This window comes from Savagea faecisuis (genome assembly GCF_042675605.1).
Classification (GTDB): Bacteria; Bacillota; Bacilli; order Bacillales_A; family Planococcaceae; genus Savagea; species Savagea faecisuis.
In genome coordinates, this window is sequence record NZ_JBHTJF010000022.1 from 371860 (window position 1) to 386318 (window position 14459).

At 41.5% G+C, this 14459-nt stretch carries 19 protein-coding genes; all 19 read left to right on the top strand.

The features are described from left to right. Nucleotides 1–2 precede the first annotated feature (2 nt). Nucleotides 3–689, top strand: coding sequence for a LysM peptidoglycan-binding domain-containing protein (locus tag ACFQ0V_RS06600; protein ID WP_381011282.1), 687 nt, complete (start codon nt 3–5; stop codon nt 687–689). Between the two features lie 88 nt (nt 690–777). After that, nucleotides 778–1551 (top strand): metallophosphoesterase, encoded by a 774-nt coding sequence (locus ACFQ0V_RS06605; protein ID WP_381011872.1) that lies wholly within the window; start codon nt 778–780, stop codon nt 1549–1551. Beyond that, nucleotides 1548–2501, top strand: a complete 954-nt coding sequence (locus ACFQ0V_RS06610) for a YpdA family putative bacillithiol disulfide reductase (RefSeq protein WP_381011285.1) — start codon at nt 1548–1550, stop codon at nt 2499–2501. The genes ACFQ0V_RS06605 and ACFQ0V_RS06610 overlap by 4 nt, the downstream gene beginning before the upstream one ends. 62 nt (nt 2502–2563) lie before the next feature. Continuing rightward, nucleotides 2564–3226 (top strand): glutamic-type intramembrane protease PrsW, encoded by a 663-nt coding sequence (gene prsW, locus ACFQ0V_RS06615; RefSeq protein ID WP_381011288.1) that lies wholly within the window; start codon nt 2564–2566, stop codon nt 3224–3226. Nucleotides 3227–3361: 135 nt separating this feature from the next. Further along, nucleotides 3362–4021 (top strand): flagellar brake protein, encoded by a 660-nt coding sequence (locus ACFQ0V_RS06620; RefSeq protein WP_381011290.1) that lies wholly within the window; start codon nt 3362–3364, stop codon nt 4019–4021. A gap of 74 nt (nt 4022–4095) precedes the next feature. Next, nucleotides 4096–4773 (top strand): (d)CMP kinase, encoded by a 678-nt coding sequence (gene cmk / locus ACFQ0V_RS06625; protein WP_381011293.1) that lies wholly within the window; start codon nt 4096–4098, stop codon nt 4771–4773. After that, a complete protein-coding gene (locus ACFQ0V_RS06630) occupies nt 4770–5363 on the top strand; it encodes a lysophospholipid acyltransferase family protein (protein ID WP_381011295.1) in 594 nt (197 codons plus the stop codon). Before cmk ends, ACFQ0V_RS06630 begins: the two co-directional genes overlap by 4 nt. 70 nt (nt 5364–5433) lie before the next feature. After that, nucleotides 5434–6576 carry a 30S ribosomal protein S1 gene (rpsA, locus tag ACFQ0V_RS06635; protein ID WP_381011298.1) on the top strand — a complete coding sequence of 381 codons (1143 nt, stop codon included), beginning with the start codon at nt 5434–5436 and terminating at the stop codon, nt 6574–6576. A gap of 133 nt (nt 6577–6709) precedes the next feature. Beyond that, nucleotides 6710–8020 (top strand): ribosome biogenesis GTPase Der, encoded by a 1311-nt coding sequence (gene der / locus ACFQ0V_RS06640; RefSeq protein ID WP_381011301.1) that lies wholly within the window; start codon nt 6710–6712, stop codon nt 8018–8020. Between the two features lie 20 nt (nt 8021–8040). After that, nucleotides 8041–9066 (top strand): NAD(P)H-dependent glycerol-3-phosphate dehydrogenase, encoded by a 1026-nt coding sequence (locus ACFQ0V_RS06645; RefSeq protein ID WP_381011304.1) that lies wholly within the window; start codon nt 8041–8043, stop codon nt 9064–9066. Between the two features lie 14 nt (nt 9067–9080). Continuing rightward, the gene (locus tag ACFQ0V_RS06650; RefSeq protein ID WP_381011307.1) at nt 9081–9308 is read left to right on the top strand and encodes a DUF2768 domain-containing protein; all 228 of its coding nucleotides are present in this window, start codon (nt 9081–9083) and stop codon (nt 9306–9308) included. Beyond that, complete coding sequence (locus tag ACFQ0V_RS06655; RefSeq protein WP_381011310.1) at nt 9305–10051, top strand: hypothetical protein; 747 nt, start codon at nt 9305–9307, stop codon at nt 10049–10051. The genes ACFQ0V_RS06650 and ACFQ0V_RS06655 overlap by 4 nt, the downstream gene beginning before the upstream one ends. A 157-nt stretch (nt 10052–10208) precedes the next feature. Further along, complete coding sequence (locus ACFQ0V_RS06660; RefSeq protein WP_194561533.1) at nt 10209–10481, top strand: HU family DNA-binding protein; 273 nt, start codon at nt 10209–10211, stop codon at nt 10479–10481. A gap of 175 nt (nt 10482–10656) precedes the next feature. After that, nucleotides 10657–11223 (top strand): GTP cyclohydrolase I FolE, encoded by a 567-nt coding sequence (gene folE, locus ACFQ0V_RS06665; RefSeq protein WP_381011314.1) that lies wholly within the window; start codon nt 10657–10659, stop codon nt 11221–11223. Nucleotides 11224–11292: 69 nt separating this feature from the next. Beyond that, on the top strand, nt 11293–11517 hold the full coding sequence (gene mtrB / locus ACFQ0V_RS06670) for a trp RNA-binding attenuation protein MtrB (protein ID WP_381011317.1): 225 nt from the start codon (nt 11293–11295) through the stop codon (nt 11515–11517). Nucleotides 11518–11537: 20 nt separating this feature from the next. Further along, the gene (locus tag ACFQ0V_RS06675) at nt 11538–12257 is read left to right on the top strand and encodes a heptaprenyl diphosphate synthase component 1 (protein ID WP_381011319.1); all 720 of its coding nucleotides are present in this window, start codon (nt 11538–11540) and stop codon (nt 12255–12257) included. Further along, entirely contained in the window at nt 12247–12942 is a 696-nt protein-coding gene (locus tag ACFQ0V_RS06680) for a demethylmenaquinone methyltransferase (RefSeq protein ID WP_381011321.1), read from the top strand. The genes ACFQ0V_RS06675 and ACFQ0V_RS06680 overlap by 11 nt, the downstream gene beginning before the upstream one ends. A 21-nt stretch (nt 12943–12963) precedes the next feature. Next, on the top strand, nt 12964–13938 hold the full coding sequence (locus ACFQ0V_RS06685; protein ID WP_381011324.1) for a polyprenyl synthetase family protein: 975 nt from the start codon (nt 12964–12966) through the stop codon (nt 13936–13938). 81 nt (nt 13939–14019) lie between these two features. Beyond that, nucleotides 14020–14433 (top strand): nucleoside-diphosphate kinase, encoded by a 414-nt coding sequence (ndk, locus tag ACFQ0V_RS06690; protein ID WP_381011327.1) that lies wholly within the window; start codon nt 14020–14022, stop codon nt 14431–14433. Nucleotides 14434–14459: the final 26 nt, after the last annotated feature.

Below are 14459 nucleotides of genomic sequence, written 5' to 3' on the forward strand. Positions count from 1 at the left end.
ATATGAGTAAAAAAGATTTGAAAGGCGATTTTGAAGAGAATCGTCAAGAGATTGAGATGGAAGATGAGCGTGTCGATGATTTGCCGTCACGTTCAGCAGTACACCGTCGTGGGAAGAAGAAAAAAAGTTCTGCTAGCAATACGATCATTAATATTTTCTTAGTGCTCTTTACATTAATTCCATTAGGAATCATCACATATATCGCTGTTGATTTTTACACGAGTGGAAAGGATGATCCTTCGAATGTACAAGTAGCAAAAGAAGATGAGCAAAAAGGAAAAGATCTCGTCGTAGCGGAGAAAAAAGAGCCGGATAAAGTAGACGTCAATCCGAGTCCGACACCTGTAACACCTCCAGAGGAGAAAAAAGATTCGGATAAAGCGGAACAGACAGATGCAAAAGATAAAGAGGTAAAGCCTGAGCCTAAGCCGGAACCAAAACCAGAGCCGAAGCCAGAGCCAAAACCTGAGCCGAAACCAGAACCGAAGCCAGAACCAAAACCAGAGCCGAAGCCGGAACCAGAGAAGCCAGCAACTACAGGTAAAACACATATCGTTCAAGGTGGAGAGACACTTTTCCGTATTTCAATGAATTATTACGGATCGCCAGACGGTGTTGAAAAAATTAAAAGTGCGAACGGTTTGAGAGATAACAATATTCATCAAGGTCAAAAACTCATCATTCCTTAAAAAATGAGATGGAAGCAGAAGCGAGAGAAATTTTCTCGCTTCTATTTTTATTTTACTATACGGATGATATGAGGATGTGGAAAAATTGATGATTGGATTAATTGGAATAGCAATCGTATTGTGTGGATTTTTGTACGGTCGCATGCGTTATGAAGCAACATTATGTCAAGTGTTAGAGCATGAGGTTGACATTGCGACCAGTGCACAGCCCCTCACTTTGTTTTTTATTTCGGATATTCATTTTCGGACATTGTCAGAGGAATGGATCGAAACCATTGTAGAACGAGAGGTTGATTATGTCATCATCGGTGGAGATTTAGCAGAACGTCATGTGCCTGAACGGCAAGTCGTTCAAAATTTACAACGACTGAGACAAATTGCGCCTTTATTTTACGTATACGGCAACAATGATCGTGAAATTGGTGAAGAGCGGTTAAATCGGATTTTGTTTGAGCAAAATGTCCACGTGTTACAAAACAATAGCGTCTGCTTAACTCACCATAGAGGTTGGATGATTTGCGGAACGGATGACCCGTCTACTCGCCGAGCGAATCTTTATGAAACGTTAGCAAGTTGTTCAGAAGAAATGGAAACAATCTTCGTTTCCCACTCGCCTATATTTTTTAAAAAAGCGGATGGATTAGCAAAGATTCGTTTGAAGTTAGCAGGACACACTCATGGTGGACAAATTCGTTTAGGTCCGTTCGGATTGCATGAGCGAGGAAGTTTTCAAGTAAATGATGGACGTGCTACACTAGTAAGCAATGGGTATGGTACGACCAAAATCCCATTGCGTCTCGGTGCACCTGCCGAAACGCATATTGTGAAAATTGAACGAATGATTGAGGAGGATTTACAGTGACAGTAGATGTAATTATTATCGGTGGCGGCCCATGTGGTATGAGTGCAGCAATCGAATGTGAAAATAAAGGGTTGTCAACGTTAATTATCGAAAAAGGAAATGTCGTGAACTCGATTTATAACTATCCGACCCACCAAACATTTTTCAGTTCAAGTTTAAAATTATCGATCGGTGATGTCCCTTTCATTACAGCGAAAGAGCGCCCGAAACGTTTGGATGCCCTCGTGTATTACCGAACGGTTGCTCAATTGAAAAATTTAAATATGAAAACATTTGAAGAAGTGCTCGATGTTCAAAAAGAAGAACAAGGATTCCGTGTATTTACGACGAAAGGAGAATATACTTCGAAATATGTCGTCGTAGCGACCGGGTATTATGATAACCCGAATGAATTAAACGTCCCTGGAGCGGATTTACCGCACGTTCATCATTATTTTAAAGAAGCGCATCCGTATTATGGATTAGATGTTGTCATTATCGGAGGGAAAAACTCTGCGATCGATGCTGGTATTGAACTAGCACATGCAGGAGCGAATGTGACAGCAGTTTATCGAGGGTCAGACTATTCACCGAGCGTCAAACCTTGGGTGTTGCCGAGCTTCGAAAGCTTAGTGCGTCATGAGGTGGCACAAATGCATTTCGATTCGGAAGTTGTTGAGATTACGGAAAGCGAAGTCATCATCGACAAAAAAGGAGAACGTCTCACTGTAAAGGCGGACGCGGTATTCGCAATGATCGGATACCATCCAGACTTTGAATTTATGCGCAAACTCGGTATAGAAATTGACGATGCAACAGGTTGTCCAGCATTCGATGAAGAAACGATGGAAACGAATGTCCCAGGCTTATTTATTGCGGGAGTGATCGCGGCAGGAAATGATGCGAATTCCATCTTTATTGAAAATGGAAAATTCCACGGATGTCAAATTGCGAACGCTTTAAAAAAATAAGAATAGAGGCGACCTCCTCTAAAGAACATGGTATAATTTAATTATTGGAGGAGGTCACCCTCATGCTAACATTGCTCACCGTTGCAATCGCTCCAAGTTTAGCTTTATTTAGCTATTTTTATTTGCGACGAGAGATTGCGGAAGAACCGTCCATCACTTTATTTCAAACATTTGTTTACGGCGCGGTGATGACATTCCCGATTTTATTTATCCAACATGTTTTTGAAGAAGAACAATTATTCCATTCCATCTACTTACAGCAAGTTGGATTTACAAGCTTGTTGGAAGAGTTTTTTAAATGGTTCATATTATTGATCGCTATCTACAATCATTACGATTTCGATGATGCGTACGATGGGATTTTATATGGAGCGAGCATTTCACTCGGGTTCGCCACAGTCGAAAATATATTATACTTATTCACCTTCGGATTAGATACTGCGATGATTAGAGCCTTTTTACCTGTATCGAGCCATGCGTTATTTGGGGTCGTAATGGGCTATTACTTCGGAAAAGCAAAATTTTCAGAACAAAAGCAAAACAGCTATTTACTCTTAGCCTTTATCGCACCACTCACATTACATATCGCATATAACTCGATTTTGACATTAGATCGATTGTGGGTATATTTCATTATTCCTTTCATGCTTTTTTTATGGTGGTTTGGACTTACAAAGGTGAAGCATGCTCACTTGCTTGTCAAGTTGAAATATGAGAAAAGTTAAAAATGAAAAGAAAATTGTGAGAAATGTTGTTTTTGTTGAAATAAAGGCATTTACACTTTAAAAAAGTTGGAAAAAATGCTCGTTTCATGACATAATATACAAAGAAAATAAATGGATTAGTGAGGCGAAGAGAGAATGAGACTTTCGATAGGGACAAATCTTCAAATCGAGGAAGATTATACAGAGGAGAAAGAAACGTTTAGGAGTAGAGTTGTAGATTATGGATCGGATACGGAAATTCATATCGACTACCCGATCAATAACTTAACGAATCGTACGTCATTCTTTTTAGACGGTACAGAGTTATACGTCACATTTGTCGATGAGCAAAAAATATCTTACGCATTTCGTTCGAAAGTAATCGGGCGCGTAAAAGGCCAAGTGCCAATGATGAAAATCTCTTATCCAGGAGATGATCAATTAATTAAAATTCAAAGACGTGAGTTTGTTCGAGTGGAGACGAGCGTAGACGTCACGATGGAAACAGAGGAAGGTACGAAAGAACAGCTGATCACGTCTGATATTAGTGCAGGAGGAGTCGCTTTAAATATTCGAGATATCGATTATTTAAATGTGAATGATACAGTGCAACTGACACTCGTTTTACCATTTGCGAAAGCAGGAATTGAATATGGTACAGTCGAAGCTAAAATTGTTCGTATTTGGGAAGATAATGGTCGAAATTTAGCTTCATTCCAGTTCGTAGATATCGATGAACGTTTAAGACAACATATTGTACGCTTCTGTTTTGAGCGTCAATTAGAACAGCGTAACGAACGTCTTGGAATATTATAAGTCGATAAAAGATAATCGTTTATGCTACACTAAAAACGATTATTTTTTATTTGAAAAATGGAGGACAATGACACATGACAGAACGAATCAGTATAGCAATTGATGGTCCTGCAGCTGCTGGAAAAAGCACAATTGCAAAAATTGTAGCGGAATCATTAGGTTATGCTTATATCGATACAGGAGCGATGTACCGTGCTTTAACGTGGAAAGCTCAACAGCAACAAATCGACGCAACGGATGGAGAGCGTCTCGCTGCCCTATTGCGTGGAATGACAATCGAACTTAAACCTTCACCGAGTGGGCAACTTGTTTATGTGGACGGAGAAGATGTGACAGATGTGATCCGCACGCCGAAAGTGACGAATGCTGTTTCTCAAGTGGCAACTCATGAGCCGGTGCGTGAGCGCATGGTAGAACTTCAACGCTCCATCGGAGAAGCGGGAGCGGTCGTCATGGATGGTCGAGATATCGGAACAGCTGTTTTACCATTCGCACAATTGAAGATTTTTATGACAGCTTCAGTAGAAGAACGTGCGGAACGTCGCTATGCTGAAAATAAAAGTCGTGGAATTGAAACACCGCTTGAAGAGCTGAAAGAAGAAATTCGTAAACGTGATCGATTAGATACAGAGCGCGAACATTCACCGCTCGTACAAGCAGAAGATGCCTTGTTGATCGATACGACAGGGCGTACGATTGAAGAGGTGGCTCACGAGATAGAACAATTAGCGAAGGAGCGAATCGCAAAATGAACTTATACCCTTTAGGAAAAGCGCTCGTATCGATTATTTTTTATCCGCTCTATCGCATACGAGTAATCGGAAAAGAACATATGCCAAAAGATAACGGTGTTTTATTATGTTCCAATCACATCGATAATTTAGACCCTCCGACGGTAGGAATTACAAGTCCGCGTCTCGTTAATTTTATGGCGAAAGAGGAATTGTTTGAAGCACCGATTTTGAAAGGTTTATTACCTAAGCTTCAAGCGTTTCCTGTCAAACGTGGAGCGAGTGATCGTCAAGCAATCCGTAAAGCGCTTCAATTGTTGAAGTCAGGCGAAGTCGTCGGGCTTTTTCCTGAAGGGACGAGAAGTACGACGGGTGAACTGGGCGAAGGAATGACTGGAGCAGGGTTTTTAGCTTTACGAGGAGAATGTGATGTCGTACCTTGTGCGATTATCGGCCCTTATAAACCGTTTAAGCGATTGACCGTTATTTATGGCGAACCTTTGCCGATGGAAGAGTTGCGCGAACGCAAAGCTTCTGCGGATGAAGTGACCCAAATCATTATGCAAAGCATACAAAAATTGCTCGATACGCATAAAAATATCGAAAAATAAGTGTAAATTTTTGTTTTTCTCGTTTAATTCGCCTAAGATAGAGGTAATGTTACTATGAGGAGGACTACATATGACTGAAGAAATGAACTTAAACGAAGTACAAGATTTTAAAGAAGGCGATCGTGTAACGGGCGTCGTAACAAAAATTGAAGATAAATCTGTCGTTGTTGAAGTGACTGGCGCACCGTTCGATGGAGTAATTCCGATTAGTGAACTTTCAAGTTTGCATATCGAGCAAGCATCTGACGCAGTTTCTGTAGGGGACGAGTTGGAACTGAAAATTACGAAAGTAGAAGAAGAAAACTATGTCCTTTCAAAACGTCAGATTGATGCAGAGAAAGCATGGGAAACATTAAAACAACAATTTGAATCAGAAGAAACGATTGAAACAGAAGTGAAAGATGTTGTAAAAGGTGGACTCGTCGTCGATTTAGGCGTGCGCGGTTTCATTCCAGCATCTCTCGTGGAAGATTACTTTGTCGAATCATTCGACGATTATAAAGGCCGCACGATGACATTTAAGATCGTTGAAATGGACGAAGAGAAAAATCGTCTCATCTTATCACATCGCGCAGTTGTAGAAGAAGAGAAAGAAGCGAAAAAAGGCGAATTGCTTGAAACGCTTGAAGCAGGACAAGTATTGGAAGGTACTGTACAGCGCCTCGCATCATTCGGTGCATTCGTTGATATCGGTGGAGTAGACGGACTCGTCCACATCTCCCAACTCGCTCACGAACATGTTGAGAAAGTAGAAGATGTCGTGAAAGAAGGCGACAAAGTGAACGTGAAAGTACTTTCTGTCGATCCAGAACAAGAGCGTATTTCACTTTCAATTAAAGAAACGCTTGCAGGACCGTGGGAAAATATCAGTGACAAAGTGCAAGTCGGAGACGTATTAGAAGGGAAAGTACAACGCATCGTTTCATACGGAGCATTCGTCGAAGTATTACCTGGCGTTGAAGGACTCGTTCACATTTCACGTATTTCACACGACCATATCGGAACACCGGAAGAAGTGTTAAAAGAAGGTCAAGATGTACAAGTGAAAGTATTAGATGTAAACGAAGCGGATGAGCGTTTATCATTAAGCATTAAAGACTTAACAGAAAAACCTGCAGAACAAGTAGAAGAGCCTGTTGAATTGCCAGAAGAATCTACTGGATTTTCATTCGGTGATGTCATCGGCGATCAATTAAAAAAGCTTTCTGAATAATTCGCTATAGCAGCATAAGAAAGATGATGATGCATTTGTGTCATCATCTTTTTCTTATGTTGTGAGAAAAAGATGCAAAAGCCGTCGTGCTTCAAGTATAATGTGATAGAAATGTTTTTTGAGGAGGAACGAAATGAATAAGCCAACTGTAGCGATTGTCGGCCGCCCGAACGTCGGGAAGTCAACAATCTTTAACCGCATTGTCGGTGAACGTATTTCTATCGTAGAAGACGTACCTGGCGTAACGCGTGACCGCATTTACAGCTCTGCTGAATGGCTCAATCATGACTTCAATATGATTGATACAGGTGGAATTGATATCGGAGATGAACCGATTTTAGAACAAATTAAAGCACAAGCAGAAGTAGCGATTGATGAAGCGGATGTTATCATCTTTATGACGAACGGTCGTGAAGGGGTGACGGATGCAGATGAGTACGTGGCGAAAATGTTATATAAAACGAAAAAGCCCGTCGTCTTAGCAGTGAATAAAATTGATAATTTCGAGCAACGAGAGTTCATTTATGATTTTTATTCATTAGGGTTTGGCGATCCGTTCCCAATTTCAGGTTCACACGGACTTGGACTTGGAGATTTACTCGATGAAGTAGCTGCGCATTTTCCGAAGATGGAAGAAGAGATTATTGAGGATGACGTCATTCGTTTCTGTTTAATTGGCCGTCCAAACGTCGGAAAGTCGTCACTCGTCAATGCGATTGTCGGAGAAGAACGTGCTATCGTTAGCGATGTAGCTGGAACGACGACAGACGCAACGGATACACCGTACGAATATGAAGGACAAAAGTACAAAATTATCGATACGGCAGGTATGCGTAAAAAAGGAAAAGTGTACGAAAAGACAGAGAAATATAGTGTGCTTCGAGCATTGCGTGCCATTGAACGCTCTGATGTCGTCTTGATCGTTCTCAATGCGGAAGAAGGTATTCGAGAACAGGATAAACGTATCGCAGGGTATGCGGAAGAAGCAGGAAAAGGACTTATGTTCGTCGTGAATAAATGGGACGCGATTGAAAAAGAGACGAATACGATGGACAACTTTACGAAAGAAATTCGTAAACACTTCATGTTTTTAGATTATGCTCCTATTTTATATGTTTCGGCAAAAACAGGTCGTCGCGTGACAGACTTATTCGAAATGATTCGCTTAATTAGTGATAATCATGCGCTTCGCATTCAATCGAGCGTACTGAACGAAGTCATTGAAGACAGTATCGCGCGCAACCCAGCACCGCAAGAAAAAGGGAAGCGTCTCCGTATTTATTACACGACGCAAGTGGCGACGAAGCCACCGACATTTGTCGTTTTTGTGAACGACCCAGAAATTATGCATTTCTCTTACGTTCGATTTTTGAAAAATCGTTTGCGTGAATCATTCGGATTTGAAGGAACACCGATTCGAATCATTACACGTGAACGTTCATAATGATAGAAAGTAGGGATACTATGGCGAAAGTAGCTGTACTCGGAGCGGGAAGTTGGGGTACGGCGATTGCCTTCGTTTTGGCGAACAATGGCCATGATACGGTCATTTGGGCACGTCGAGAAGAACAAGTAGCAGAAATCAATGAACAGCATACGAACACTCGCTACTTAAAAGATGCGAAACTCCCCCACAATTTACGCGCGACTTCTCATTTGGAGGAAGCGATTCAACAGGCAGATGCCGTCATTCTTGCGGTACCGACGAAAGCGATGCGTGCCATGTTGGCAGATTTAAATGAATGTGTGACGACACCGATGAAGTGGATTCACGTATCGAAAGGAATCGAACCTGATACGTTGCTTCGTGTCTCGGAAGTGATAGAAGATGTATTGCGTCCAGAATTGATCGAATCGATTGTTGCTTTATCTGGCCCGAGTCATGCGGAAGAAGTCGTTGAAAAGAAGCCTACGACAGTAGCGGTCGCTTCTCACTCATTAGAAGCGGCACAATATGCGCAAGACCTTTTTATGAACGAAGCTTTCCGCGTATATACGAATGATGATATTGTCGGAGTAGAAATTGGAGGCTCTTTAAAAAACGTCATCGCACTCGCAGCAGGTATTACTGATGGGATGGAACAAGGGGATAATGCGAAAGCAGCACTCATTACACGAGGCCTTGCAGAAATTACGCGCCTCGGTGTGAAGATGGGGGCGAATCCTTTAACATTTTCAGGTCTTGCGGGTCTTGGAGATTTAATCGTCACATGTACGAGTGTGCACTCGCGCAACTGGAAAACAGGTTATGCGCTCGGACGTGGACAAACATTAGAAGAAATTGAACGTGAAATGGGGATGGTCATCGAAGGGGTACGCACAGCGAAAGCGACGTATCAACTTGCGAAACTTCACGATGTTTCCATGCCAATCACAGAAGTTCTACATGCGATTTTATTTGAAGGAATCACATTAGATAAAGGGGTCCAGTCCTTAATGGGACGTATGAAAAAACAAGAAGTGACCGATATTTTTGATGATATGTTTTGAGAGGATGAGAAAATATGAGTCCGTTGGATAAAATGTGGCTATCCTTTTACGGCCTCGGTTTTATGGCGATTTCGATCGGTTTAATTTTATTAAGTCGTCATAAAATCGATAATGGAATTTTACGCTTTTTCACCGCTTTAGTTGCGTGGGTATTGTTTATTACTTCGTTTTTCATCATGGTTTATCTCGTATTTAACGGCCCGACGCCGAGTGCGGGCGTTATCGTAGGTGGTTTACTATGAAGCGAATGATTCAATTGATGAGCATGACAGTCCTACTCACCCTGCTCGCTGCTTGTGGTGGGGGAGTACAAGAAAGTCCGGAAAGTTTACGCACACCATATGACGATCAAATTGACCTCATGCAGCGAGCGGTTGATCAATATCGTGAAACGACAAGTGGTTTATTGCCGATTAAAACGCGTGAAAGTGATACGGATCTATACATTAAATATCCCATTGAATTTTCCAATATCGTTCCGAAGTACACAGAAAAGATTCCGGCGAACGCTTATGAAAAAGGTGGCGTTTTTCAATATGTCATCTATGACGCGGAAGTGGAACCACGTGTGAAACTTGTCGATATTCGTGCGGCAGAGCGCATTCGAGAATTAAATTTGCGCAAGCAAGTGAACGGCAAAGTACCTTTCGGAGATGAAATTGCACCGAATGTGTATAAAATCGATTTCGAAGCGATGGGTTTTAAAAAGCCATTGACGGTACCAAGTCCTTATTCTGAATCGCAACTGCCACTCGTAGTTGCGGGAAATGGTCAGTTTTATGTGGATTATTCGATTGATTTAGCGAATGAATTAAAAACTACGGAATTTGACGTGCAAAAAGACGAAGATATTCGTTACATTTTAGCGGAGAAATACAATGTTTTACCAGCTTACTCGCTTCCTTATCGATTGAATGAAGCGGGAGAGCCAATGATGCATTATGAAATTACACCGCGTACAAGTGAAGAAAAAGCTGAAAACTAACGAAAAAGGCCTCATTTTCGAGGTCTTTTTTCAAATTTAATTTAAAAAGCGAAAAAACTTCAGAAATGAGCACAAATATTGTTGCACCGCGGTTTCTCTTATGTTAATCTTTGTTTACAGGTTTTATATTGAACCCCTTTGAGAGGAGGTGACTGATGTGAACAAGACAGAATTAATCAATGCAGTCGCTCAAAAAACTGAACTTCCGAAAAAAGACGCTGCGAAAGCAGTAGACGCTGTATTCGGAACGATTCAAGAGACGCTTGCTGAAGGCGAGAAAGTACAATTAATCGGTTTCGGTAACTTCGAAGTGCGTGATCGTGCAGCTCGTAAGGGACGTAACCCGCAAACTGGTAAAGAAATCGAAATTCCAGCGAGCAAAGTTCCAGCTTTTAAAGCAGGTAAAGCTCTTAAAGATGCGGTTAAATAATAACATAGCGAAAGAAGAGCGAGTTGTGGCATTGTGAAAACAATGTCACAATACTCGCTCTTTTTTGTTTTTGAAACTACTATCTGTACGGTGTATGTCCTTTATGCTACTATCTTGAAAGACATACTTGTTTACATAAACAATATATTGATTTTTCTAGGAGGAACATCGAGCGATGACGAATGTAGATTTAAAAAAGATAGAGCAAGCGGTAACGATGATTTTAGAAGCGGTTGGTGAAGATCCAAGTCGTGAAGGATTACTCGATACACCGAAGCGCGTTTCTAAAATGTATGCGGAAGTATTCAGTGGATTGCAAGACGATCCAAAAAAGTATTTTGAAACGGTTTTTGATGAAGGGCACGACGAAGTAGTACTCGTCAAAGATATTCCGTTCTACTCAATGTGTGAACATCATCTCGTTCCATTTTTCGGGCATGCGCACGTCGCTTACATTCCGAAAGACGGAAAAGTCGCTGGATTATCGAAGTTAGCGAGAGCGGTAGAAGCGACAGCGAAACGTCCACAATTGCAAGAGCGCATCACATCGACGGTAGCGGATGCGATGGTTGACATGTTAAATCCTCAAGGTGTCTACGTAGTTGTCGAAGCAGAACATTTATGCATGACGATGCGCGGAGTAAAAAAGCCAGGAGCAAAAACGGTGACAACTGTTGCGCGTGGTGTGTTTGAAACAGATGCTGTGAAACGCAATGAAATTTTGACATTTATTCGTTCTTAACGTCTTTGCGAAAGCGTTAAATATTATGTTATGATTGATTGTGAGACACTGACGAAAGGTGTGGAGAAAATGGCGCAATTAGACTATGTCGTCATTAAAGCGAAAGAAGATGGCGTCAACGTCATCGGTTTAACGCGAGGCAATGATACGAAATTCCATCATACAGAAAAATTAGATTGTGGCGAAGTGATGATCGCTCAGTTTACAGAACATACTTCTGCGATGAAAATTCGAGGGCATGCCGAAATTGTCACCGCTCACGGAACGATGGTAAGCGATCCGAAAGAGTCGTGAAAGAAATGGAGAAAGAAAAGATGGAGAAAACATGGATTGAACGACAAATAAATACGTATCATACACGTTTGCAATCGCTCGTTTATGAACGTTCTATCAACGAGGAGCTCGGTGCGCCTGTCGTATCGCCTCTATTCATCTTTTTAACATTATGGCCTCAATTGCATAAAGAGCAAATTGAGGAGCAACAGATGATTGTCGCATTAGCAGTGGGAGCTGCGAAATGCTCCTTTGATGTACATGATCATGTAACGCTTGAGACAGTAGAAGAACGCGATCAGTTGACGGTTTTAGCAGGAGATCATTACAGCGGTATTTATTATCAAATTTTAGCGAAGCATTGTCAGTTTGATCGTATAGGGCATTTTTCAAGAGCGATTATGGCGGTGAATGAAGCGCGAACGACATACCGTTTTGAGCGTGAAATGACAGCGGAACTTTGGTTGCACTATGTAAAAGAGATTGAAGTTCATTTGCTTGAAGCTTTATATGAAGATTGTGGCTATGCGGCATATATACCGCTTCTACATCTTGCTTATCCGTTATTTTTAATCGATCAAAAGAGTGAAGTATTCGGATTGCAAAAGCTATCATTGGAAGACCAGCAAATGTTAAGCGATACATTACGAGCTCAATTTGAGCAACAAGCTACGAGATTATCAATGACAGCGAGTGAGCAAGACTTTTGGTTAGGTCGTGTGACATTACAACAGAAAGAAGGAGAATTCATTGTTATCTAAAGAAGAGAAAGTACACCAAGTGTTTGAAAGTATATCCGAAGATTACGATAAGATGAATTCGGTCATCAGCTTTAATTTACATAAAAAATGGCGTACCGATATGATGGCGAAAATGCGTGTCTTTGAAGGAGCGAAGGCTTTAGATGTTTGCTGTGGAACAGCGGACTGGACCGTCGCATTAGCAGAAGCAGCAGGTCCAACTGGCGAAGTCGTCGGTTTAGACTTTAGCGAGAACATGCTGAGCGCAGGACGTCCAAAAATCGCCCATTTGCCGAATACTACCCTCATTCAAGGAAATGCGATGGAACTCCCATTCCCGGACGGTACATTTGATTATGTAACGATCGGGTTCGGATTGCGTAACGTGCCAGATTACGATCAAGTGCTACGTGAAATGTACCGTGTTTTAAAACCAGGTGGCATGGCAGCTTGTTTAGAAACGTCACAACCGGAACTTCCGGTTTACCGTCAATTATTCAAATTTTACTTCAAAAATATTATGCCGTTATTCGGTAAAGTATTAGCGAAGAGTTATGACGAATATTCATGGTTGCAAGAGTCGGCAGATGATTTCCCAGGGCGTAAGCAACTTGCAGAAATGTTTGCAAATGCAGGATTTAAAGATGTGGCGTATAAAGGATATAGCGGTGGAGCGGCAGCAGGACATATCGGCTTCAAATATTGAGTGAATAGGGAAGGGAATACCTTGAACAAATTACAAATGATGTCTCTTTATCGAGACTTTCGAAAAGATTTACAATTGATAGAAAAACAATTGGAGCGCTCGGTACGTTCTTCTTCCCCTGTTATTCAAGATGCGTCGATGCACTTACTCAAAGCAGGCGGTAAACGAATTCGTCCGATATTCGTCATTTTAAGTGCGCAATTTGGAACGTATAAAGAAGATGACGTCGCCCGTGTTGCTGTCGCTTTAGAATTGATTCATATGGCATCGCTCGTTCACGATGATGTCATTGATGATTCAGACATGCGCCGTGGACTCAAAACGGTAAAAGCGCGTTACGATAATCGGGTCGCGATGTATACAGGTGATTTCATGTTTGCGCGTGCATTGGAAACGATGAGTGTGATCGGTAATCAACAAATGCATGAAACGTTAGCGCAAACGATGCTGGACATTTGTAAAGGCGAAATTATCCAAATGCATGATCAACGTAGAGTCAATCAAAATTTGAGAGATTATTTACGTCGCATTAAGCGAAAAACAGCGCTTTTGTTATCAACAAGTTGCGAACTCGGGGCACGCGTATCGGGAACTTCTGAAGAAAATATCCGTCGCCTCACGCGCTTCGGTTACTTTGCAGGGATGGCTTTCCAAATCGTCGATGATATTTTAGATGTCGTTTCAACGGATGAAAAGTTAGGAAAACCGGCAGGGAGCGACTTGTTGAATGGGCATTTAACGTTGCCGACCTTATATTTATTGGAGGATGCTGTATTCGTTGAGTATATGAATGCTGCATTTGATGAGACATTGACAGAAGAAGCGCGTAAGGAGATGTTACAATACATTCGACAGAGCGGCGCAATCGAATACGCACAACAAATGAGTGACCGTTATTTACAAAAAGCGATGGATGAAATTGAACCTTTAGAAGAAGGACGAGCGAAAGATGCATTTTATCAAATTGCTCGCTTCATCGGTCAGCGTAAATATTGATGGATAACAGTTGAAACAAAAGGCTTACAATGGTACGATAATTGTTGGGTTTTTACATATTGATGAAATGGAGTGTTACACATGGAAAAAACATTTTTAATGGTTAAACCAGACGGCGTTAAACGTAACTTAATTGGAGAAATCGTTAGCCGTTTCGAGAAAAAAGGCTATAACTTAGTAGGTGCTAAATTAATGCAAATTTCACCAGAACTTGCACAAGAGCACTACGGTGAACATAAAGAGCGTCCATTCTTCGGAGAACTCGTAGAATTCATCACATCAGGTCCAGTATTCGCAATGGTTTGGGAAGGCGAGAACGTCATCTCAACTGCACGTTTCATGATGGGTGCTACAAACCCTGCTGAAGCGACACCAGGAACAGTGCGTGGAGACTACGCAATCACTGTTGGCGAAAACATCATTCACGGTTCAGATTCACCAGAATCAGCAGAACGTGAAATTGGCTTATTCTTCAAAGAAGAAGAGCTCGTTTAATAACGAACACTTTATACAGTCTCGCG